Genomic DNA, 22,501 nt, shown 5'->3' on the forward strand with positions numbered 1-22,501 from the left:
CTGGGTCACGCCTCGCCAGACCATGGTGGTCCCGCTCCGGTGGGGCTCGGCCGACGAGGGCGGTGAGTGCACCGGGTACACGCGTGTACGCCACACGGTCACTGCCGTCGTCGGCTCGTCCGACGGCCGTCGGCGCTCGCTGGTTTCGGAGGGCGCGCTCCAGCCGGTCGAAAGGTACTCCGGGTAGTCGTCCTCGTCGTGGCGTCGCATGCTCCTGGCCTCTCCGGTCCCGCTCAGCCGCGCGGCTGGAGGATGCACGCGAGCGCACCCATGTCCTGATAGATGTCGCCCGAGAGAGCGGCCGGTGTACTGCGGGCGCGCAGGCCCCAGTACGCCGGACACGTGGTGAACTCGTGGCGCGTGGTGAGTCGATAGGTGGTGCGTCCGCTGAGCCGGTACACCTCCGTGCTGCCGTTCCGGGCGCCGGGAACGCCGGCCTGGTCGCTGTCGTACCAGGTCAGTTCCAGGGTGACGGGGTCGGGACGGGTCGTGGTGACGGTGACCGTCGCCTCCGCACCGCGGACCGGCGCGGCCTCCTTGAGGGAAGTGATATGGACAGCGCTCACTCGCATGGCGACGCCGGACGCCGACGCGGGCGGTGCGGCCGACGGCATCGTTGCGTCGTCGTCCAGAGGTGCGGTCGTACGCGGCGTACCGCCGGGCGTTCCGCTTGCGTCGCCGCCGCCCGGGTTCGTTTCCTTGGGCCTCGTCGTGCCCGGGGCCGGGGGACTTGGCGGGGCGGAGTCGTGCGTGGGCGCGTGACGTGGCGTGGGGCCACCTGGTGAGGAATCCGCAGTGCCGACGGGCGGGGCCGAAGTGCCGCTGGATGTCCCGAACGCGGGCGTGGCATGGGCCGCGTCGTTCGCCGACGGCCGGTTCGCCAGCACGCCTGCGGCGGTGGCGACGACCAGCAGAGCCGCGGCGCCGCCGATGACGACCGGGGTGCGGCGGGAGGCGCGGCTGCTGCGGACGCCCGGTGCGGTGCGGTGATCGGGAATGTCCGTCGGCGCATCTTCCGGTGTCGTCTCCGTTGTTGCCAGCTCGGTCGTCGCCCCCGGCTCGCCGGTTCGAGGGCGTGACAGGTTCATCAGCAGCGCGACGACGAGTGAGGCAAGGGAGCGCCTGCCGCGTTCCTCCCAGTCGGGGCCGTAGCCCGCGGTCGCCATGGCTTCCAACGCGTCGAGGAACTCGTCCACGGAAGCGAACCGTTCGGCCGGGTCCTTGGCCATGCCCCGGAGCACAAGAGGGCGGACGGGTTCCGGCGCCTTCCACGCTGGCACGTCCGCAGTCAGGTGCCCGGTCGCGATCTCGGCCACGCTGTCGCCGCCGTAGGGCCGAAACCCGGTCACGCACTCGAAGAAGGTGACGGTCGCGGCGTACACATCCGTGGCGGCGGTGGGGGAACGGCCCTGCCACTGCTCGGGCGCCATATACGGGGGCGTGCCGGCGACGGCGGAGGGCGTGCTGCCGTCGCGGGCCGCGATGCCGAAGTCCACGAGCTTCGACACGGCGTCGGTCGTGATCAGTACGTTCTCGGGCTTGTAGTCGCGATGCACGATGCCTTGCCGGTGCACCGCGCCCAGGCCCAGCAGCGAGCCCTTGAGGACCGTCAACGCGGCCTCGGGCACCGTGGCGCCTTCCCGTCGAAGCAGCACCCGCAGGCTGGGACCGTCCACCAGTTCCAGGACCATGGCAGCGCCGTGCGGGACTTCGACGTAGTGGCGCAGATGCGCCACATGGGGGGAGACGATCTCCTGAAGCAGCCGGGCCTCGGCACGGAACTCCCGCCGGAAGTGTGTGTCCTCCAGCAGTTGTTCGCTCAGGTACTTGATGGCGACACGCCTGCCCGTGGCGGTCTCCACGGCCAGCACCACGCGCCCGCTGCCACCTGCCCCCAGCTCGCGGATCTCGCTGAAACCGGGGACGGACCAGGTCTTCACGCTCCGGGCTGCCTTTCGTCGTCGGTCGTCGGTCCGGGTGTCGACGGCCGGCTGTCCGTCGACGGCGGTCCGGCAGTGCCGGTGCCGGACGGTCTCAGGTTCTCCGCTCGATGCCGGGACGGTCTTGAGTAGCGGTTGCTCAGCATCAACGCCGCCACGGACGCCACCGCGAAGGCCGTGGCCCCGATGAACAGCGCGGGACGGAGCCCGTCGACGAACAGGGCCGCGGACCGGTACCCGCCGTTCGCCGAGAAGACCGCGCCGGACACGGCCACCCCCAGCACACCGCCGATGTTGCGGAGGGAGGTGCTGGCGCCCGAGGCGATGCCTTGCTCCTCGGAGCGGACGCTGCTCATCACCACATTGGCGACGGGCGCCAGGAACAGGGACATGCCCAGCCCGCTAAGGACCAGCGGCGGTATCTGCGCGGCGTAGGACACGCGGGGCGCTGTGACTGCCGCGTACCAGGCCATCCCCACGGCCTGGAGGGCGAGTCCGAAGACGAGGATGCCGCGGCTGCCGACACGGTCGGAGAGCATGCCCGCGAACGGGGTGACCACGATGGGCAGAGCGGTCCAGGGAAGCATCCGCACCCCTGCCTCCACCGGGGAGTAGCCCTGCACACCCTGGAGGTACTGGGTGAGCAGGAAGACAGAGCCGAACAGGCCGAAGAAGTTCAGCAGACCGATGGCGTTGACCACGCTGAAGGCCCGATGCCGGAAAAGGCGCATCGGCAGCATCGGGGACGAGGTCCGGAGTTCCCACCGCACGAAGACGACGAGCAGCACCGCACCCACCACGAAGCCCGCGAGGACTTCCGCACTGCGCCAGCCCGCGCTCTCGCCGCGTACGAGGGACAGCACCAGGGCAAAGACACCGGAAGCGGCGAGCAGAGTGCCCGGCACGTCGAGCCTGCGGGCGCTGCCGTGGCTCTCGGCCAGGCGGAGCCGGGAGACGGGCAGCAGGAGCAGACCGACGGGAACGTTCAGCCAGAAGATCCACTGCCAGGAGAGCTGGTCGATCACCGCGCCGCCGATGACAGGGCCGAGAGCGACGGCACTGCCGTTCACCCCGCCCCAGATGCCGAAGGCCATGCCTCTGCGCTCGGCCGGCACGGCGACCGTCAGCAGGGTCAGTGTCAGCGGGAGCAGCACGGCCGCGCCCAGCCCCTGGACGGCTCGGGCCGCGATCAGCGCGGGCAGACCGGGAGCGAGGGCCGCGGCGGCGGACGCCGCGGTGAAGACGGCCAGCCCGATGACGAACATCCGGCGTCTGCCGAACCGTTCGCCCAGCGTCGAGCCCGTCATGAGGAGCGCGGCGAAGCAGAGCGTGTAGGCGTTGACGGTCCAGGAGAGGTCGTCGATGCCTCCGCCCAGATCCTGGCGGATGGCCGGCAAGGCGGTGGTGACGATGAGATTGTCCAGGCCGATCATGAAGCCGGCGGCGCTGGTGATCGTCAGCGCCCACAGGGTCCGTGTGCGGCGGGTCGGGTCGTCGGTGGTCATGGGCGCCGCTTCCTCAGTGCCGCAGTGAACGGGCGACGGCACCGATCCACACCATTCCGGCGAGGATGAGGACGCGTTCGGTGAGACCAGGGAACACGCGCGCCAGCATGAGCACGAGGCTCACGCTCATGACCGCCGCGCAGGCGAAGCCGAGGCGGGTGAGGAGCGCCGATGACGGGCGGGACGCCGAGTGGGACCGGGTGTGCGCCGCGACCGCGAACGCCGCCACGATCAGCGACACCATGCCGAGCAGTGCCGCGGCCAGGTGGACCCAGCCGTGAGGGGTCGACGGCCGGTCGGGGTCGGCCGCGAAGAACGGCAGCGCCGCGGTGGCCGCCGCCATGACGGTGAGCGCGGTGGTCGCGGTTTTGACGGCTCGTACGGGCGGCAGTGCGCTGCGCAGACCGACGGCGAGACAGTACGCGGAGACCGCGATCGCCAGGAAGCATGCCTTCGTGAGGGTGCTGTATCTGCCGAGTGCGTACTCACTGACCATGTCCGTCAGTGGGTTGAGCCCGGTCGGCAACGCGTGCAGCACTGCCACGATCATGAAGGCCGGCCAGATGGCAGCTTCCGCGAGCACCGAGCCGCGGGTCGCCGTCGGGGCTGTGTCGGTCATCGAGGGGTCCGTTCGTCGGGGGTGGCGGCAAGCCGGGCGAGTGCCGCCCGTGCCGAGGTCAGGGTGGGATGTGTGGCGTGCACCCGGTGGTGCAGCAGGTGGATCACCCGCCCGTACAGGGCCTGGGCGTGTGCCGTGTCGCCCTGGGCCTCGCTCAGGGCCGCCGTGTTGGCGAGCGTCGGTGCCAGGTCGGGGTGGTCCGGGCCCAGCAGGCGTTCCTTGAGGCGCAGGGCGTCGGCATAGTGCAGGACCGCCGCACGGAGCTCTCCGCGTCGGTGTTCCAGGGCGGCGAGATTGTGCAGGGTGACGGCCACATCGTGGTGGTCAGGGCCGTGGACGTCGTGGAAGACGGCCAGTGCCTTCCGCAGGCAGTGCTCGGCCTCCTCCGGGCGCCCGCAGCCGTCGAGCAGGGCGGCCCACGCGGCGGTGTCGAGCGCCGTGAGGAGATGGCCGGCGCCGTGCAGCCGGGTGCGGATCTGTACGGCGCGGGCGGCCCACGGCTCCCCGGCCTGCGCGTCGCCGCGGGCGTGGGCCAGGCCGCCGAGGTTGTGGCAGACCATGGCCACCGTGTCGTGGACCGGCCCGAACGCCTCCTGGTAGATTTCCAGCGCCCGGAGGTATCGGACCTCCGCGATGTCGAAGTCTCCGGTGTATTTGCCGAGGATGCCCGCCTGGTTGCACAGCCAGGCGACGGTGGGCGACGAAGCGCCGGTGACGGACTCCGCCGCCGCGAGTGTCGCGGAGAGCAGCAGTTCGGCGTGCCGGTACCTGCCCCGCATGCGCCAGCAGGCGGCCAGCATGCCCCGTGCCTCCAGGCCCTCTGCTGTGTGGGTTCCGTGTGCGGCGGCGCCCGCCCGTGGGCGGGGGGTCAGCGCGCTCCGCAGCAGACGTTCCGCCTGCTCGGCCCGGCCCGCCTCCAGCGCCTGCTCGGCATGAGCGATGGCCTTGCGCAAGGAAGGCGGCGACTCGTGCTTGATCATCTGTGGTTCCCTTTCCGCCGACGGGCGAGGGTCAGCGCGCCAAGTGCGGCCAGGCCGAGGACAGCGGCCGAGGCGGCGAAGAACGGACGGACGGAGTCGGACCCGAGAAGCGCACCCGTGGCCGGGGCGCCGACGGCGAATCCGCTCGTCCAAGCGAGGGTGTGGGCGCCGTTGTAGCGTCCGGCGAGTCCCGGCGGCGCAAGGTCGTTGACGAGCGCCGCGACCACCGGCATGTAGGCGACCTCGCCCAGGGCGAACACCACGGCCGCTGCGAGGAGGCTCCCGACCCCGTGGTCCGTGCTCAGGGCGAGAACCACCCACGCCCCGCCCATGAGCGCGGTCCCGCCGGCCAGCACGAGCGGCCGGGGGAAACGCGCCAGCACGCGCTGCGCAGGCACCTGGAGAACCGCGACGACGATCATGTTCGCGGCGAACAGCCAGCCGAGGACGTCGACATGACGAGTCAGGACGGTCACGACGGGCAGGCCGGTCTGAAGCGGCGTGAACCCGGCTGCCACCACGAGCAGCACGAAGAAGAACGTCCGGCGCATCGCGGGATCGCGAGCGACGGCGGCGTAGCCGTGGTCCTGCCCGGCGTGACGGTCATGGAGGCGAGCCTGTCCATGGGGCGTGCCCTGGGGAGGTCCGCCCGCCCGGCGCACCAGCACGGCGAGCATCACGAACGACGCCGCGTCCAGGGCGTACACCCAGCGCAGTCCCGTCGAGACGCCCCACGTGCCGAGCGCGGTGGATGCGCCGACGACGCCGAGCAACGCCCCGGAGGTCACGACGGTGTTGCGCCAGGAAAAGGCCTTCTCCCGGGTGTGTTCCGGCACCGAGCGGGCCAGCAGCGCGTCCATCGCCGGTACGAGCGCCGCCTCCGCACCCGTGCACACCATCGCCGCGACGACTCGAGGCCAGACGGGGTGTCCGTGCGCGGTCGCCAGCACGGCCGCGGCCGAGGCGGCCGTGGCGGCGAGCGCGACGACGGTACGACGGGCCCCGTGCCGGTCGCTCAGGGCGCCGCCCAGCACGGACCCCGCGACGGCGGCCAGCGAGCGGCCGACGAGCACTGCTCCGACCTGGCCGCCGGTCAGTCCGCAGACGTCGTGGAGGTAGACGACCAGATAGGGGAAGGTAGTACCGGATCCGGCGCTGCTCAGGAATTCGCCGAAGAGCGCCACGACGGCGGTCGGCGGAATATCGGCGGTCTTTACGCAACGCCGGAACCGGGGTGTTCTCATCATGCGTGCTTACGCGCCACGGACACTGATGTGGTTGTGGTTCAGCACGCCGATCTGGTTGTGATTGCAGCCGATCGGCCCGGCACTCGGGGACGCGGCCGCCTCGATGTCACGCGGGCAAGGCTTGCTGGATGCGGCGGTGGCCGACGCCCCCGCGGGGTTCTGGACGACGATCTCATTGTGGTTGTGCGACCCGGACTTCACGGGCGGCTCCTCTCCTTGATGACCGCTTTTCTGCGGCGATTCGACGCTAAAGCGCTGTCCGGAGCAGCGGATTGAGCAGGTGTTGCTCAATCCGTGCGGGCGGTGCCCCGGGGTGCGTGGAAAGGAAATTGAGTACGGGCTGCCCAGGCGTCCACGCCGTGGGGCTGACGTGATGGGGCCGAACATCTGCGTCGCGGCCGTCGGCCGTACCTGACGCCCGACGATCCGAACTCGCACCCGTCGAAAGGCTGACCTCATGCCCACCCTGCACACGCTGAACGGAACCGTCTGCACCCTCCACCTCGGGGACGGCGAGAACCGCTTCGACCTGGACTGGGTCGCGGCCGTGCACCGTGCTCTCGACGAACTGGATGCTCAGGGCTCCCCGCGCACGCTCATCACCGTCGCCGACGGCAAGTACTGGTCGACGGGGCTCGACCTGGACTGGATCGGGGCCAACCCCAGCCGGCTGAACGACTTGATGATCGCGACGCACGAGCTGTTCGCCCGCGTCCTGTCGCTTCCCGTCGTCACCATCGCCGCTGTCCAGGGGCATGCGTTCGCGGCCGGCGCGATGCTGGCCCTCGCTCATGACGTCCGCGTCATGCGGGCCGATCGCGGCTACTTCTGTCTCCCGGAGGTCGACCTGGGCCTCCCCTTCACACCGGGTATGAACGCCCTCATCACCGCACGCCTCTCCCGGCCGACCGCCCACGAGGCCATGCTCACCGGCCGCCGCTACGGCGGTGAACGTGCGGCCGAACTGGGCCTGGTGCACGCGGCCACGTCGGAGGACGGCCTGCTGCCCACGGCGCTCGAACTGGCACACGCCATCGGCGCCAAGGACGCCACGACCCTGGCCACGATCAAGTCCCGCCTGTTCGGCGACACGCTGGGCACGTTGCGCGACGCAGCACTCAATACGGTGTGAGCGGCTGAGCAGCGGCACACTGAGGGCCTGGCACCGTCAGAAGACGGTGCCAGGCCCGTATGCGTCAGCAGCACCGACCTCAGGGGTGACGCCTCGCCACTATCGCGAATTCGCCACCGGAGAAAGTGATACGTCGTCGAGGAGGAATGGGCTCCCGTTCACAGCGTCCTCCACAGCGGTGAAGGAAAAGCGCACGCGCTGTTCGGTCGTGAAGACCAGATCCTGAGGGAGCTGGACGTTCACCTTCTGGTATCCCGAATTCACGTCCTTGTTCGTCCGGTAGTCCAACCGGTACGTGTGACCTCCTGCTGAGGCCGTCACTTCGAGCTCCCTGAATCCGGCCGTCCTGGGCGTCACATACAGCCAGTACGAGAAGATGTAGCGAGTCTTGGGCTCCAGGGTGACTGTCTGCGAGACGCTCTGTTGGCCGTTGAAACCCTCGCCTCCCAGCCCGTCCCCGCCCAGCTCGGCTTTCCATGCTCCGATGTGCGGCCGAAAGGGCAGGGTGTTGTTGATGGCCGAGTGATACGGAGCCGCACCGATGGAACTCCAGGCGGAGGTCCAGCCCGAACTTCCGTCCTCGAAACCTCCGTTACGGATCACGTTGCTCGCGGCTTCGGCGGACGGTGCGTCGACCAGCAGGAACCCGGCGACGCCCAACGCCGTGGCGGCGGTTGCAAATTTCCAGAGATTGTTGCCCACGAAAACTCCTCGATCGTGCCCGGAAGGGCAGTGCTGTGCCGAGGCTATGGAGAATTCCCTCGTCCGGTATGGGCAGTCGTTACTCAGAAGAGCTTCGCCGCGGAGAAGCATGAAAAGGGGCCTGGCCCCTGCCCGAAGGCAGGAGCCGGGCCACTCCTACGTGCCGTGATCGTCGGTCACTCCCACCACATCGGAGTGTTGGCGATCCCCGACACCTCGGCGCCGGCCTCAGCCGCCTTCACTTCGGTCGCGGTATACGCTCCCCCGGCCATCACCCCCACCGGGGAGCCACCCGCCGTGCGCCCGTACACGGCGTAGTTGTAGACCTCCTGGTAGCGAGCGGTCCACTCCTCGCCCTTGACCATCAGCCAGTCGTCGAGCATGAGATGGCCACGCCCGGCCACGTTGATGGAGCGCCCGACCACCACAGACGGGGCCTTGAGGACATCCGCGACCAACTGCGCCTCCATGGACGAGAGCCCCTGCCCCAGGGTGACGTGGTCCCAGCCGTAGACGACGGCCCGCCGTTCGATCTCGACCGCAGTCTCCGCAAAACCGAGCCCGGCCGGGAAGGCCGGCGGCACGAGTCTCTGACCTGCCGCGGCGGCCAACGGCGTCAGCCCTCTGGCGAGACCGGGAATCCCGATGATTCCCATCAGCGCGGGATCGTGATCGTTGGCAGCGGTGAGCGGACCGAGGACCGTGTTGACGATCAGATCGCCGACATAGAACGGCTCCGGCTCGGGAGCGAGTACGAGACCGGGATCGGCCCCGCCCGCGCCGTCGGCGACGGCGCCGCTGCCCTCCGCTCCGTCTGTGGGCCCGGCGGGGGTGTTCACCGCCTCGCAGCCGCGGGGCCCGCAGTGATGCGCCTGGCGGTACATTTCCCGGTAGTCGGCGTCGTTGTTCGCACCCCGCGAACCCACTCCGGCGGCTGTGTTGTCCGTGGCCTGCGAGGGGGTGTCGGAGCCGGGGCCGCACATCCCCATGGTCGTCGAGCAGGTGGCGGGTGGCGCGGCGGTCTCGGTGAAGGTGCCGTTGGCGAATGCGACGCCCACCGGTAGCTGAGCCGTGTATCCGGCCCCGGACAGGGTGCCGGTGGACATACCGCCGTCACCGATGTCGAGTCCGTCGTAGCCCGTCGGGTCCACGGCGTTGACCGGATTGTTCTGGACATAGCTGTAGGGGTTCCAGCGCTGACTGGACACCGTGCTGCCCGCGACCGGGTCCGCTGTGGTGAACCGCTTGGCGAGCGGGTCGTAGAGCCGTCCTCCCATGTTGATCAGACCCAGCTCGTCGTCGTGCTCATGCCCCGTGAAGCCGTTGCGCGTGGTGGCGACGGGACCGTTGTACGGAGTTCCGTCCGCATTGCTCCGGGCGCCGAAGGGCTCGTAGTGGAACCGCTGTGCCGCGCTGCCGGTGTCCGGAGCGACCGCGGTGACCGATCCCAGGCGGTCGGTGTGAAGGTAGCCGGTGGACTGCCCGGACGCGGTGTACGTGATGTCCGCGACGGGACCCTCGGGGCCGCCCACGTGGAAGACATGACTTGTTCCGCTCGATGTGGCGCGCTTTTCGTACAGGCCCGCGACGTACGTGGTCCTGGTTGTGCCCATGGCCTTGGTGAAGCGCTGCCCGGCGGCGTCGTACGTCAAGGTCCAGGTCTTGTTGGCGCCCAGGCTGACCGTCGCCGGGAGGATGCCGAGGGACGCGTAGGTGTGGCGCCGACTGTCGGCCGAGGTCTGGCGCCCCGCCTCGTCGTAGCCGTAGGCAACGGAGGTCTGGGTGCCAACCGTGACTGTGCTGACGGCGTGTGGGTGGTCGGTGTGGGTGTAGGAGTTGGTCTGGGCCGTGGTGCCGTCCTTGTCCGTGGTCGTCAGGTTGCCGTCGGGACTGTAGTGGTAGTCGGTGGCGACCGTGCTGGTGCCGCGTGTGAGGTCCCAGTCGGTGAGCCGGTGGGCTGCGTCGTAACCGAACGTCTCCGTGCGGGTCGGGCTCACCGCCCGGTCGGTGACCTCCTTGACCGTCCCGTCGTCCCAGTACTGATACGTCAGGTCGAGCACCTTGGCGGCCGTGGAGCCGGTCGTGGTGAGGGTGTTCAGCCGTCCGGTGTGCGGGTGGTAGCCGCGGACGGACACCGAGCCGTCGCCGTACGTGGCCCGGGTGAGGGCCAGATCGGTGGTGCGTTCGTCGACCCGCCACAGCCGCTGGTAGGGCTTCCCTGGGGTGGCGTCACCGATCTCGGAGAGATGCCCGTACGCGTTGTAGGTGTTGCGGACAGTGAGGCGCGGCCGGCCGGGGACCTCCGGGTAGGCCGTGGTCGTCGGACGGCCCGTTGCGGCGTCGTAGCCGTAGTCGACGCTGTAGGTCGGCGGTGAGACCTCGGAGCGGTCGGTCCAGTCCGTTCCCGCCGTGCGGCCGTGGGCGTCGTACCGGTAGGCGGTCTCCACGCGGTCGGTGCTGGTGTTCCTGGCCGGCCGGCCGATGCCGTGCGGGGCGGTGTCCCAGACCGATGTCGCGCTCGCCGTCACGTCATGGGCGACTGCGCCGGTGAAGTCGTCCACCCGCGTGACCCTGCCCAGATCGTCGAACACTGTGCTCCGGCCCTTGCCCAGACCCACGTGGTACAACTCGCGGATCTCACCGAAGCCGTTGTGTTTCAGGGAGAGGGTTCCCGTGTCGGGGTCGGTCTGCGCGGTGGGGCGGCCCAGGGCGTCGTACCGGGCGGTGGTCACCTTGCCCTGGGGGGAGGTCACCTTCTCCAGTACGTCGAACGGTCCGTACCCGAAACGGACCTTGGTGTCCTCCGCGTCGCCTCCCAGCACGTTCGCGCTGAGCACGACACGCCCTTCGAGGTCCACGGTGGAGTAGGACTCGTGTCGGCGGGCGTCGAACGTACGGGTCGTGAAGAACGAGTACCGGTGCTCGACGTCGCTGTCGTCGGGCGCGGTCACTCTGAGCGGGCGGTCCAGGCTGTCGTAGGTCGTGCGGTGGAACTCTGTCGCGGCGGAGGTGCCGCTCACCCGGTAGGGGCGTGAGCGCGAGATCTGGCGTCCGAGGACGTCATATGCCGTGTCCGTGGCCAGAGTGGCCCCGTCGAAGCCCCGTACGCGCTCCGTGATGGTGCGGCCGAGAACGTCGAGGGTGGTACGGCTGACCTCTTCGCCACGGGTGTTCGTCACATGGACGCCGCTGACACCGCTGCCGTAGCTGTCGGCCCGGGCGCTGTAGGCGACGGTCACCGGGTCCTGCCCCGGGGGCCGTTGCTGCACCGGACGTCCCAGGTCGTCGTAGCGGGTCGACGACCTGACTCCGTTGGCGTCCGTCTCGGTCAGGACGACGCCCAGGCCCGGATGTGTGACCTTCCAGGTGCTGGGGCGGTACGGCAACTGGTCGTGGACGGACCAAACCTGGGTCGCGTAGATCCTCTCGTCGGGCCAGCCGTCGAGCAGAGGGGTGTACTCGTATCTGACCTCGCGCGCCGGTGTGCCCGGTGTGTCGGTCGTCTCCTTGACCGAGGTCACCTCGCCCTTGTCGCCGTATGCGATGCTGCGCGTGCTGTGCTGGTCGGCATCGGCGGCGGTCTTCTGCACCGACGTCTCCGTGAGTCGCCCCGCCACGTCGTACGTGAAGTCGGTGCGCCGGGACGCGCGGTGCGGGTCGGTGGGTGTGTCGTCCGCCTCGACGCGGGTCACCACGGTGTGGTCGGGCAGGCCGGTCAACCAGTCGGACACGCGCGCGGCGGACAGGTCGAACGCCGTGCTGGTGCGCTCGGTGACGCCCCGCTCCGACTCGTCCTTCCCCAGGACCTTGCGCTCCTGGATCGTGGCGTTGCCGTACTCGTCCTGTGTGCTCGCGCGGAACGTGAAGCGGGAGTATCCGTCGCTCACGTCCCCGGCCCGGTAGATGTGGGCGCGGGGAAACGGGTTGTCCGCCTCGGACAGGTCCCAGTCGAGGGATACGGCTTCCTCCCACTCCTGTCTCTGCTGGTTGTAGCCGGGCAGGGCCGTGTTCTTCGGGCGGACCAGATACACCGCGCCGCCATGGAGCTTCACCAGTTCGTCGTCGTGGCGTGTGGCGGTCACCCGCGCCGTCCGCGCAGTGCGCGGGTGCTGGGCGGTCTCGTCGGAGGTCAGAATCGGAACCATACGGGTGATGTCGCGTGGCCGCCCCGCAAACGGATAGGCGTAGGAGTGCGTCGTGGCGTCGACTTCGACGCGTTTGTCGTTGTCGTAGGTGGTGATGGTCTCGGCCGGACGCTGTGGCTCCCAGACGAACGTCGTGCCGAATCCGAGGAATCCGCGCCCCTGAAGATCCAGGACCGGGTTTTCGTACGCGTACTCGGTGATCCTGGCCCGCGAGCGCACCGCGTTCTCGTTGGCGGGGTCGACCAGGTGGGTACGCGACTCCACCTTCCGCACGAACGCCATGCCCCTGCGGCGGAGGGGTGTCGTGGGGAAGGACAGCTTGGGCGCAGCGGTCACCCGTGGCTGGTTGGACCACTCCGTGGAGTAGGTGATCCGCTCCCGCGGCCAGGCGCTCTTCTCGTCGGAGACGCTCCTCAGCACGTCCGGCGCGGATCCCTCGTTCTCCTGGACGACGAGCCGATACCGGTCGCCGTCCTTCACGGGGGAGAGAATGTCCGGCATTCCGTCGCCGTTGAAGTCGGCAACCTCGCTCATCCGCCAGGCCTGCTCGCTGAGGACATCGCTCAGCGGGCTGGCCGCATGGGGCAGGTCGTAACGCTTGCCGGCGGCCGTCAGTACGGTGACCCCCGCGTGGAGTGGGCCGGCCCCTGCCAGGGGCCGGTCGTGGAAGATCACGACGTCGGAGCGGTGGTCGCCGTCCATGTCGGCGACGCTGATCCTCGCCTTGGCACGCTTCTCCCCGGGCCAGCGGAATTCCGTCCCGAAGATCGAGGCAGTGCGGTCGGGAAGGCTGAAGGAGTCCCAGACCGGGGTGTCCGCGAATTCCTCCCGGACGGCCCCGTTTCCGGTGCTGTACTCCACGTCGAAGCCCTGCGGCTGGGTTCCCCCGGCGCCGTTGTCCACGCCCCGCAGTACGCCTCGGTCCTGGAGGCCGTCCCCGTTGAAGTCTCCCAGGTGGCCGAAGCGACCGTCCGCGGTCTGCCACGCACCGAGGAACCTGGAGTCCCCGGACTCCGCCTCCTGGGCGTACATCACGTACGAAGCGTCGTCGCGCCGGTACAACGTGGCGTTCCACTCTCGTAGTTCGGCGCGGCCGTCGCCGTCCGTGTCCACCACGTCGCGGCCGTCCCGGGACAGACTCAGGCGCTTCGACGTGGCGACGGGACCGGAGAATCCGGCTCCCGTGTTGATCCGTACACGCCATTCGTCACCCCAGAGGCCGTCGGGACCCGGCGAGCCCAGCGGGGGCTCCTGAGCCGGAGTCCGCCCGTCGGGATTGCCCCGGTCCTCGCCCTCGAAGAGGTCCACCCGGCCGTCCCCGTCGGTGTCACCGAAGTCGATGACGGCCCGGGGGCTGAAATTCACTGGTATCGAGGCGCCGCGGCTCCCGCCGCGCACGAAGGAGTCACTGTCCTCGTCCCAGTGCAGAAACGCCGCGTAGGGGGCGTCCCCCTGCGGATCCTGGACGAAGACGTCCATGATCCCGTCGCTGTCGACATCCACCGGCAGGATCCGCTCCAGTGAATTGCCGTCGTCGAACGCTCCGGTCAGCGCGACCCTCCGACCGAGCGGGGCGATCGTTCCGTCCGCGTTCTTCTTGCCCAGCAGCACATAGCCCTCGCCGTCGGGATGCAGCGCCACCGGGTTGTAGACGATCACATCGTCCGCGCCGTCGCCGTCGAAGTCACCGGCCTGGGCATGGCGCGACTGTGCCTCGTAGGCGAGGGACAGCAGACCCCCGCCCGGATCGAAATCGTCCACCACGGTCCTGGCCGTGAACTTCGGTGCCTGCCCGCCGTAGTCGAACTTCCTGGCCCACAGGCATCCGCCCTCCTGCCCGCACTTCCGGACCGAGGCCAGCCGACTGCGGTCCGTCACGGGGCTGGAGTCATAGTCGAGGTAGTACTGCCAGAGCAGGGCGGCCTTCGCCGGATCGGGGCCGAACATCTTGACGGCGTTCAGCCGCTTCTTGAGGTGCGTACGGACCCCGTACTGCCAGGAGAAGGACGGGTCGGCGCGTTCCTTGTCGTACTCGAACTGAATGTATCTGACGCGCTCGTCCCCACTGCCGAGAGAATAGGAGATGCGGTCGATGGTCACCTCGGCACTGAGCTGTTCGCTCGATCCCGGAAACGATGACGTGCTCTTGGTGTAGGAATAGTCGATCGAATTGCCGGAGCGGTCGCTCTCCTTTGTCAGCAGCCATACGAATCGGGCAGTGGCGCCATGTCCGCCCTCCGCCCATTGCGTGGCTGTCTGTGGGCGGTATTCCCGGATGCGCCCGTTCTTCAGCCAGACCTTGAACCAGCCGGGGCCCTGACTGTCCGCGTCGAGCGAGACGATCTTCGCGAACGACTCCTGTTCGGTGCGGTACTCCGCACCGGAGGCCCCGTAGTCGCCCTTGACCGCCTTCAGTCTGCTGCCGTCCAGGCAGAACCGGTCGGCGTCCTGGCCGTCGCCGGCACGTTCGCGGAAGTGGACACCGGTCTGCTTCCCGTCGGCGGCGAAGGACTTTCCGCAGCGCGCGACGGCCGAGAGGCCCCCGACGGACCAGCCCACCCCGAGGACACCGTTGGCGCCCCTGCTGGAGTAATTGAGACTTACGGAGGGCTGAAGACCGCCGGGGCCGACCGGCACGTCGAGCGGAATGGCGTAGGATGCGTCACCGTTCGCGGACACCTTCAGATCGCCGGGAAGGTATCCCACGGAGGCGCCCTTGGCCAGATCCGTCGCTGTATCGGTGAATGATGCCCCCGCCGGAAGCGGCGGAGGCTCGTCCGTCGAAAGTCCAACCAAGCCTGATCCGGACTCCTGGAACGACGCCAGTGAATTCAACACCGACACCAGAAGCACCATCGCCAGGCTGAGAATCGCTGTTCTCGTTGCTCGGTTCACGATGGGCATGATTTTTTTCCCTGCATTTCCTTGTTCTCCGGGCGCGCTGTGATGCGTGTGAAATGAGCTGGAGCAACCAGAGAATAGAAATCAGGGCAGGGAAGTGGATGAGTAGCAGGTGCTCAGTTGCTCCCGGGCGCACACGGCCGCAGGGTCTCCAAGGACGGTCAGGGCTTTGCAGTCCGCACCAGCGGCATCATCCGCGCCAGTTCCCGTCTGCTCGTCACGCCGAGCTTCTCGTACACGCGCCCCAGGTGGTTGTTGACCGTGCGCACGGACAGCACCAGGTGACCCGCGATCTCCGGGCTGGTCGCCCCCGAAACGGCCAGCCAGGCGATCTCCGCCTCCCGCCGGGTGAGCGGAACCGTCATGGCCGCCGCGGCCAGCAACGGTGTCCGGGCCCCTTCGCAGCCTTCGGCGAGTGCGGCGGACCGTACCGCGGCGCCGGCCGCGCTCCGGGGGTTCCCCGCGCGGCGAAAGGCGGCGGCCGCCGCGCCGGCCGCCTCGGCGGCCGACAGCTCGCACCCCATCTCGGCGAGCCGCTCCGAGAGCCGCAGCAGCGCCACGCCGTCGTTCTCGGCCAGGGCTGCGGCGAGTTCCGCATGGGCGTGCACGAGCCGTCCGTCGGACCGCGCTGCGACGCCCGCGAGACGACCGGCGACGATCGCCGCACCGCCGAGCCGCGCCACGTCCAGCAGCAGCATGCCCTGGCCGGAGAGGTTGCCCGTGCCCTCCAGGCCGTCGGCGGCGCGCAGCAGCGTCACGCGGGCGTCTTCCAGCCTGCCGGTGGCCGCCATCGCCCATGCCTCCCCGAGGGCCCGGCCGGGAGAGGGCACGAACGTGTCGTACTCGCGCTCGGCCATCGAATCGTCGGCCCTGTCGAGGTCGGCGAGCGTCTCGGCGGCACCGTGGGCGTCGCCTTGGAGCGCGATGGCCGCAGCGAGCCCGCCCAGTGCCTCACGCATGGGCCGGGTGCGGTGGCGGGTCCGGCCGAGCGCGATGCACTCGGCGTACCAGCGGCGCGCAGCGGACACGCGGCCCGCCAGCCACTCCGCCCGGGCCAGGAAGAACGCCACCCACATCCGGACCAACCCCGCCTCAGAGCCCACGAGTTCGCTGTACAACTCCAAGCCCAGGTCCCGGGCCTCGGCCAGACGGCCGTCCTCGGCGAGGGCCAGGACGACGGGGGCCTGCTGAACGGCGGGGTGGGGAGCCGCCAGAGCCGTCCGGCGCGGCCGCCGCTCCAGACCACGGTGCAGGGAACTGGCGTGTTCGGCCCAGGCCAAGGCCTGCCCGATTCTGCCGGTCATCTGCAACGCCCTGGTCTTCACCGCCGCACCGCCCAGCCAGACGGGGGCGTCATGCGGCGAGCCGGGAGCGTCGCCCAGCTCTTCGAGGAGTTCCAGTCCACTGCCGGGTCGGCCGATCGCGGTCCTGATGCACCCCTCGTTGATCGTGAGGATCCGTCGTACCCGCGGCGAGCCGAGCAACGCACCGTGCGCGGCTGTCACCTCCTGAGCACGCCCCGCGTGAGCCATGCCCCACAGGGCGTTCGTCGAGTAGGCCAGAACGATGGCGAGCCGGTCCTCCTCGGTCGTGGCCAACGCGTCCGCCTCGCCGAGTACGTCCTCCGCCTCGGCCGAACGGCCCAGCTCCATGAGGGCGTCGGCGAGGAGCAGCCGGTTGCGGACGGTGTGCCGGTCCGCGGGCAGCGCCCGCGAGAGCCGGACCACCTGGGGGTAGTCGTGGCTGTGCCGGGCCAGGGCCGCAGCGAGTTCCAGTTGCTCAGGATCGGCTGTCCCAGTCGCGGACAGCCGCCAGGAGGCGAGCTGGAGCGGATCGTCCTGCCGCCGGGCACCACGTGCCTCGACCCTCTCCGCCTGGCTCAAAAGGATCGCCTTGCGCCGCAGTTCGGGGAGCGAGGCACGTACGACTTCGCCGTACAGGGGATGGGTGAGTACGACGGTGTGGCGGCGGCGGTCGCGGACCAGCCGGATGTGTCCGTGCCGTTCCAGTTCGAGCACTCCCTCCGCCCCGGCCACCTCCTGGATGTCCGTCAGGGCGACGGGTTCGCACAGGGCGAGGAGTTCGACGGCCCCGGCGGCGGATCGCGGTGCGTGGGCGAGCCGCGTCGCGATCAGTTCCTTCAGACGCGCTGTCCCACTGCCGAGGCCCTTCAGCAAGTGCCAGACCTCGCCGTCGCTGTGCAGCGCGCCGCTCCTGAGCGCTCCGAGGACCAGTTCGCGCAGGTACAGGGCGTTGCCCCCGCTCGCCGTGTGCAGTTCGTGCACGGCATGCGCGCTCACCGGGCCCCCGAGCACGGTCCGCAGGACGCCGGCCACCTCGTCGGGGCGGAACTCCTCCACGTCGATCCGGCAGACCGTGTCGTCGTTGCCGAAGGCCGCCGACAGTTCGAACGGCACTCCGGTCCGGACCGTGCCGACGACGACAGCAGTCCCGGAATCCATCAACTGGCGCAGGAGCATCACCGAAGTCGCGTCCAGCAGGTGCAGGTCGTCGACCAGCAGCACCAGCCTGCCCCCGCCGTCGCGGCTCAGTGCGGCGTCGACCGCCGCGAACCCGGCGACCGGGTCCGACAGATCGGTCCCGGCCGGGATCACATGGGCGAGCGCACCCAGCGGTACGGCGGACGCCACAGCGGTGGCGACGGCCCGCGCGGTACGGAGTCCGGACCGCGCGGCTCGGTCCAGGCACTCCTCGGCCAGCCGCGACTTGCCGACGCCCGCCGGACCGTGCACGAGCACCGCACGCACTCTGGGGTGGTGCAGCGCCCCGGTGACCGCGGCCAGTGCGTCATCACGCCCGACGAGGGGCCACGGCCCGTCCCGGTCGGGGATGGACGACATCCCTCTCAAGGAGCCCTCTTCCGTGCCGCCGCCGGCACCCTGACCGCAGGTCCAGTGGCGAGGAAGTCCTCGAAGGTGCGGCTGCCGGGCAGGGGAGCCGAGGCCAGATGCAGCCCTTCCCGGTAGGCGCGGGGCACGCGTCCGGGGAGAAGCACGGGAAGCACGGGCCGCCGTGCACCGGACACCCGTAGGTAGGCGCGGGCCAGCGCGGCCATCGTCAGCGTCTGTGGTCCCGGAAGATCCGCGACCCGGCCCCGGGGCATGCCGACCGCGAGATCCACCGCACGCGAGGCGACATGTGCCGTGTCCACGCTCTGGAAGCACGTCCCGGCCAGCACGGGCACGACGGGCAGCCGGGCGGCCCGGCTGAGCGCGAAGTGGAGCATCTCGTGGAACTGGGCCGCACGCAGGATCGTGTACGGCAGCCCGGACGACTCGAGCAGCCGCTCGCTGTCGTACTTGGCCCGGTAGTAGGGCAGCGGGTGCCGGTCCACGCCGATGATGGAGACATAGACGATGTGGGGTCCGCCCGCGCGGCCCGCGGCGTCGAGCAGGTTCCGGGTGGCCGCCACGTCACCGTGGCGGGTGCGGCCGTCGGTGGCGCAGTGGATGACCGTGCCGACACCGTCGAGTGCCGAATCGATCCCGTCACCGATGGCGAGATCTGCTGTGCACCACTCCACGGCGGGCGAGCCCTGATCTGTCGGCGGGCGCCGTGAGAGGACACGGACCCGACAGTCCTGCCGCGCGAGCCGCGTGACCACATGGCTGCCCAGGTTCCCGGTTCCACCGGTGACAAGGATGGTGTCATTCATCGAAGCTGCTTTCCTGTGCCCATTCGTTGTGTACAAGTGGGGAGTCACCGACTGCCGAAGAGGGCGGCGCGGTTGGCGATGAGCCCCCGCCGGTCCGTCTCCAACTTGCGGTAGGCGGCCGCGAGATGGCCCTCCACCGTCTTGGGGGTCACGAACAGCCGGTCGGCGATCTCGCGGTTGCTCAGCCCGCTCGACGCCAGTTCGGCCGTGCGGAGCTCCGACGGGGTCAGCGTCTCGATGCCGCGAGCGCCGATCGGAGCCGGCCTGCCGCCGGCCGCTCGCAGTTCTCGCCTTGCCGTTTCCGCGAGGGGCAGGGCACCGCTGCGCACCGCCGTGTCGAGTGCCTGCGTCAGCATCCTTCGGGCCTCGCGGCGCTGTCCGCTCTGTCGTAGTGCGCTTCCCCAGGCCAGCTCGGTCTTGGCGCGTTCGAGTACCGCGGGCGACCTGCTCAGTACGGCGTGGGACTCCTCCAGGCAGGCGAGGCTCTGCTGCCTGGGGCGTGCCCGGGCGAGTGCACGCAAGGCCCGCCCCAGCGCTCCGGGGCCGCGCCATGCGCGAGCGTCGGCAACCTCGCTCCGCGCGAGACGCTCGGCTTCCGCGACCCGTCCCAGGGCGGTCAGGGACTCGGCGGCGGCGGACCGCCAGGGCAGGAACGCGGGATTGCGCCCGCCGATGGCCTCGTTCCGATACGTCCAGCCCAGCTCCTGCCATGCTTCGGCCGCCTCGTCGAACGCGCCCCGGACGGCCAGGAGCCGACAGTACGTCCCTTTCAGGGGAGCGGTGAAAATGCTCAGCGGTGCTTCGTTGGCTCGTGCTGCCACCGATCCGGCGAGCAGATGCCGGGCCTCGTCCTGCCGGCCCTCTTCCAAGGAGGCCTCCGCCTGCACATGGAGGGCGAGCATGTGCAGGAGGTGGTGACGGCACGCGAGCGCCGCACGGGCTGCTTGCTGTGCGTCGGCGTGGGCCTGGGGGAGCCGGCCGGCACGGAGCCGAGCCAGGGCCCGCGAGCACAGAACGGCCGCCAGGCCGCGGGACGCACCGCGTCGGCGGGTGTCTCGCAGTGCCGCCTCCATGCTCGCCAGCACGGACTCGTCGTCGGCGAGGATGAGCGCGAACCACGCGGAGGCCAGCGACCCTTCGAGGAGGTCGTTGCCCTTGAGGACTCGGCGCGCCAGCTCCACGGCGACCGGGGAGCACGCGTGCAGTTCCATGCCCGCCCACACTCCGTCCACGACGGCGCCGGCCCAGCCCTCATGAGGGGGATCCTGCTCCCAGCGGGCGAGGATGCCGCGTACCTTTGGCGACTGCCTGCGCCCCAGCAAGGTCGCCGCGACGACGCACGCGTCCATGAACTGCCGTACCGGTTCGGCTTCGGGGGTGGTGGGCAGTTCGTAGGCGGCCCGCTCGGCCATGGCAGTGAGCGCCTCCGCACGACCCAGCCCGTGCAGGGCGTTGCCTGCCTTGACCATCAGAGCGGCCCGTTCCAGGGGGTCGTGCACCTTGGTCAGCAGGGCGTCGACGCATTCGACCGTCGCGTCACCGTCGACGAGTTCGGCCGCCGCGAGCATGTCCGTCAGCAAGCGCCGTTCGTCCTGGTCAGGAGCGTCCTCCTGGCGGCAGCGGCGGAGGTAGTCCAGGGCTGCGGCGGGTGCGCCGCGCCGCATAGCCTCCTCGGCCGCACTCCACAGGAGCAGCGCATGCGCGGTCGAATGCTCCGGCGGGATGAGCAGCAGATGCGACGCCGCGTGCTCGAGCGGCGCTCCCGCGGCCCGCAGCAGCGCGACGGCATCGCGGTGCGCGTCGATGCGCCGGACGATCCCCATGTCCTCGTAGATCGCCTCCCGCACCAGAGGGTGGACGAAGTCCAGGAAGATGTCCCCCACGGCGCCGCCGGCCGTGGCCGGCGAGACGGCCATCAGATCCGCCTCCCGTAGAGCGTCGGCCGCCTGTGCCACGACCTCCAGCCGCAGGCCGGCAAGCGTGCCGACGTGCCGGAGCGTGGCGTCGCCTCCCAGCACGGCGACGGCTTGTGCCACGCTCACCGTCGCGGTGCTGAGACGCCCGAACCAGAGGGAGATGCGATGCCGTACCGCCTCGGCGCCCAGGCCGGCGATCCTGTGGGCATGGGACGCGGTGGGCGGCACCTGAGCGGCCGCGGCGACCCGGGCCAGCTCGGAGAGCAGGAAGGGATTGCCTTCGGCCGCCGTGTGGCACGCCTCGACGAACGCGGCATCGGCTGGAAGAGCGAGATGGAGGGCTATGACCTCCCGTGCGGCCGACAAGGTGAGAGGGGCCGGCGTCAGGACACGGCAGGCGGGGTCGCCGAGCAGCTCGGTGATCGCCTCGCGGACAGGGCCGGAGGCGGGTCTGGTGCTCCATATCCCCACGGCCGGGAAGTCGCGCAGGCGTGGCAGCAGATAGGTGAGGAAGCGCAGCGTCGGGAGGTCCAACGACTGAAGGTCATCGATCACCAGAGCCACGGGTGCGGTCCGGGTCAGCAGTTCGGTGAGCCGGTACAGACCGTGGAGGACCGCGAAGTCGCCGGGGCCCGGCTCGGGCGCTCGCGCGTCGAGGGCGGCGAGTCCCGGCGCCACCGCGGGTTCGTCCCGCAGATCAGGGCGAGTATCGAGAATGCGTTCGAAAAGTTGACGGATGCCGCCGAACGCATAGCTGCCTTCCAGTTCGGTTCCACGAGCGGTGAGGACCTGCATGCCCGCCTCACCGGCAAGCCGTTCCGCCTCCCGCAGAAGCACGGTCTTGCCCAGCCCCGGGCCGCCCCGGACCACAACCGCCGCCGTGCTCGGATCGTCGACAGCGGTCCTGAGAGCGGCCAATTCAGCATCGCGCTCCAACAGCATGCGCGGTCCTCACTCGGTCGGATCTGCTGTGTGACCTACGGTACGAGCGGTGCGCGGACCTGTCCCGCCCCGCATCAGTCCGCCGCTCCCGCGATCCCGGCCGTGGCGCTGTGCCGCAAGGCGGCCCACACATGGTGGCCGTCCATCCGGCACTCGCTTCCCCATGCCTCGGCGAGCGAGTCGACCAGGGGCAGGCCCCTGCCATGACAGGCCGCGACATCGGGCGGGGCGCTCGCTCCCACGCGGCCGGGGAGTCCCCGTCCCTCGTCGACCACATCGATGCGGAGAGCATGTCGTCCCGCCCTGTGCGCCGTGCGCATCTCCAACGTGACACGGCCCCCGACCCTGACCGCGTTGCTGACGAGTTCGGACACGATCAGCAGCGCGTCGTCCTGGAGCGCGGACAGTCGCCAGTCCCGCAACCTCGCCCGGGTCCACGACCTCGCCGTCGCCGGTGAGCGGTCGCTGGCCGGGAGCGTGCGCATGGCGAACGAATTGCTGGAGGCGACAGGCGCGCCGGTTCGGTCGTACATGGTGAAGGTCCCTGGGCGTCGTGCGTGCTGGGGCTCGGGTGCTGCTGTGTCCCCTGGTTTCTCTGTTCTCCTCGTTTGTACGGCTATCGGCGCAGGCAGGTCACCCGGGCTACCCCTGACATCACCCCCTGACATCTCCCGGGTCGGGGGACGGCTCTCTGCGCATCTGGAGCTCTTGAGGCCGCGCTGCCAGTGGCGGGCTGCCTGGACCAGGCCGTGCCGGAGACGAAGGGTGCCGCCATGTTTCGCGATAGCGCACGATC

Annotated in this window: 14 protein-coding genes; 2 read left to right on the forward strand and 12 right to left on the reverse strand. The window is 70.1% G+C overall.

The genetic code is table 11. The annotated features are described in order from the left end of the window. Positions 1-233: 233 nt before the first annotated feature. From AFM16_RS30650 to AFM16_RS30675, 6 genes are read right to left on the reverse strand one after another with little or no spacing between them, the layout of a single operon-like run. On the reverse strand, positions 234-1,940 hold the full coding sequence (locus AFM16_RS30650) for a serine/threonine-protein kinase (RefSeq protein ID WP_078635629.1): 1,707 nt from the start codon (positions 1,938-1,940) through the stop codon (positions 234-236). Beyond that, positions 1,937-3,445, reverse strand: a complete 1,509-nt coding sequence (locus tag AFM16_RS30655) for an MFS transporter (RefSeq protein WP_078635631.1) — start codon at positions 3,443-3,445, stop codon at positions 1,937-1,939. The genes AFM16_RS30650 and AFM16_RS30655 overlap by 4 nt, the downstream gene beginning before the upstream one ends. A 13-nt stretch (positions 3,446-3,458) precedes the next feature. After that, on the reverse strand, positions 3,459-4,064 hold the full coding sequence (locus tag AFM16_RS30660; RefSeq protein WP_078635633.1) for a DUF998 domain-containing protein: 606 nt from the start codon (positions 4,062-4,064) through the stop codon (positions 3,459-3,461). After that, positions 4,061-5,044, reverse strand: a complete 984-nt coding sequence (locus AFM16_RS30665) for a tetratricopeptide repeat protein (protein WP_051780750.1) — start codon at positions 5,042-5,044, stop codon at positions 4,061-4,063. The genes AFM16_RS30660 and AFM16_RS30665 overlap by 4 nt, the downstream gene beginning before the upstream one ends. Next, on the reverse strand, positions 5,041-6,288 hold the full coding sequence (locus tag AFM16_RS30670; protein WP_167797274.1) for an MFS transporter: 1,248 nt from the start codon (positions 6,286-6,288) through the stop codon (positions 5,041-5,043). The genes AFM16_RS30665 and AFM16_RS30670 overlap by 4 nt, the downstream gene beginning before the upstream one ends. 9 nt (positions 6,289-6,297) lie before the next feature. Next, positions 6,298-6,492, reverse strand: a complete 195-nt coding sequence (locus AFM16_RS30675; RefSeq protein WP_030792148.1) for a hypothetical protein — start codon at positions 6,490-6,492, stop codon at positions 6,298-6,300. A 256-nt stretch (positions 6,493-6,748) separates the two neighbouring features. On the opposite strand from AFM16_RS30675, the gene AFM16_RS30680 reads away from it, so the two are divergent. Then, positions 6,749-7,423, forward strand: coding sequence for an enoyl-CoA hydratase-related protein (locus AFM16_RS30680; protein WP_030792152.1), 675 nt, complete (start codon positions 6,749-6,751; stop codon positions 7,421-7,423). Positions 7,424-7,522: 99 nt separating this feature from the next. On the opposite strand, the gene AFM16_RS30685 is transcribed toward AFM16_RS30680, so the two are convergent. Beyond that, the gene (locus AFM16_RS30685; protein ID WP_030792155.1) at positions 7,523-8,125 is read right to left on the reverse strand and encodes a carbohydrate binding domain-containing protein; all 603 of its coding nucleotides are present in this window, start codon (positions 8,123-8,125) and stop codon (positions 7,523-7,525) included. 176 nt (positions 8,126-8,301) lie between these two features. Further along, positions 8,302-14,976, reverse strand: a complete 6,675-nt coding sequence (locus AFM16_RS30690; RefSeq protein ID WP_167797275.1) for an RHS repeat-associated core domain-containing protein — start codon at positions 14,974-14,976, stop codon at positions 8,302-8,304. Between the two features lie 10 nt (positions 14,977-14,986). Here AFM16_RS30690 and AFM16_RS39530 point away from each other — a divergent pair, with 10 nt between their 5' ends. Further along, the gene (locus AFM16_RS39530) at positions 14,987-15,217 is read left to right on the forward strand and encodes a hypothetical protein (RefSeq protein WP_167797276.1); all 231 of its coding nucleotides are present in this window, start codon (positions 14,987-14,989) and stop codon (positions 15,215-15,217) included. Positions 15,218-15,332: 115 nt separating this feature from the next. Here the strand turns inward: AFM16_RS39530 and AFM16_RS30695 are convergent, their stop codons facing one another. The 4 genes from AFM16_RS30695 to AFM16_RS30710 form a co-directional block, all read right to left on the reverse strand. After that, entirely contained in the window at positions 15,333-18,032 is a 2,700-nt protein-coding gene (locus AFM16_RS30695; RefSeq protein ID WP_078635639.1) for a LuxR C-terminal-related transcriptional regulator, read from the reverse strand. A 5-nt stretch (positions 18,033-18,037) separates the two neighbouring features. Beyond that, entirely contained in the window at positions 18,038-18,847 is an 810-nt protein-coding gene (locus AFM16_RS30700; protein WP_078635640.1) for an SDR family oxidoreductase, read from the reverse strand. A gap of 44 nt (positions 18,848-18,891) precedes the next feature. Further along, positions 18,892-21,705, reverse strand: a complete 2,814-nt coding sequence (locus AFM16_RS30705; RefSeq protein WP_078635642.1) for a helix-turn-helix transcriptional regulator — start codon at positions 21,703-21,705, stop codon at positions 18,892-18,894. Positions 21,706-21,779: 74 nt separating this feature from the next. Then, a complete protein-coding gene (locus tag AFM16_RS30710; protein WP_051780752.1) occupies positions 21,780-22,238 on the reverse strand; it encodes an ATP-binding protein in 459 nt (152 codons plus the stop codon). Positions 22,239-22,501 lie beyond the last annotated feature (263 nt).

Origin of the sequence: Streptomyces antibioticus (genome assembly GCF_002019855.1) — a bacterium.
Lineage (GTDB): Bacteria > Actinomycetota > Actinomycetes > Streptomycetales > Streptomycetaceae > Streptomyces > Streptomyces antibioticus_B.

What these genes read in the sequence shown, in the direction of transcription:
- AFM16_RS30665 (WP_051780750.1), bottom strand. Translation starts at nt 5,044, where the DNA reads ATGATCAAGCACGAGTCGCCGCCTTCCTTGCGCAAGGCCATCGCTCAT.
- AFM16_RS30655 (WP_078635631.1), bottom strand. Translation starts at nt 3,445, where the DNA reads ATGACCACCGACGACCCGACCCGCCGCACACGGACCCTGTGGGCGCTG.
- AFM16_RS30670 (WP_167797274.1), bottom strand. Translation starts at nt 6,288, where the DNA reads ATGAGAACACCCCGGTTCCGGCGTTGCGTAAAGACCGCCGATATTCCG.
- AFM16_RS30710 (WP_051780752.1), bottom strand. Translation starts at nt 22,238, where the DNA reads ATGTACGACCGAACCGGCGCGCCTGTCGCCTCCAGCAATTCGTTCGCC.
- AFM16_RS30660 (WP_078635633.1), bottom strand. Translation starts at nt 4,064, where the DNA reads ATGACCGACACAGCCCCGACGGCGACCCGCGGCTCGGTGCTCGCGGAA.
- AFM16_RS30700 (WP_078635640.1), bottom strand. Translation starts at nt 18,847, where the DNA reads ATGAATGACACCATCCTTGTCACCGGTGGAACCGGGAACCTGGGCAGC.
- AFM16_RS30695 (WP_078635639.1), bottom strand. Translation starts at nt 18,032, where the DNA reads ATGTCGTCCATCCCCGACCGGGACGGGCCGTGGCCCCTCGTCGGGCGT.
- AFM16_RS30680 (WP_030792152.1), top strand. Translation starts at nt 6,749, where the DNA reads ATGCCCACCCTGCACACGCTGAACGGAACCGTCTGCACCCTCCACCTC.
- AFM16_RS30705 (WP_078635642.1), bottom strand. Translation starts at nt 21,705, where the DNA reads ATGCTGTTGGAGCGCGATGCTGAATTGGCCGCTCTCAGGACCGCTGTC.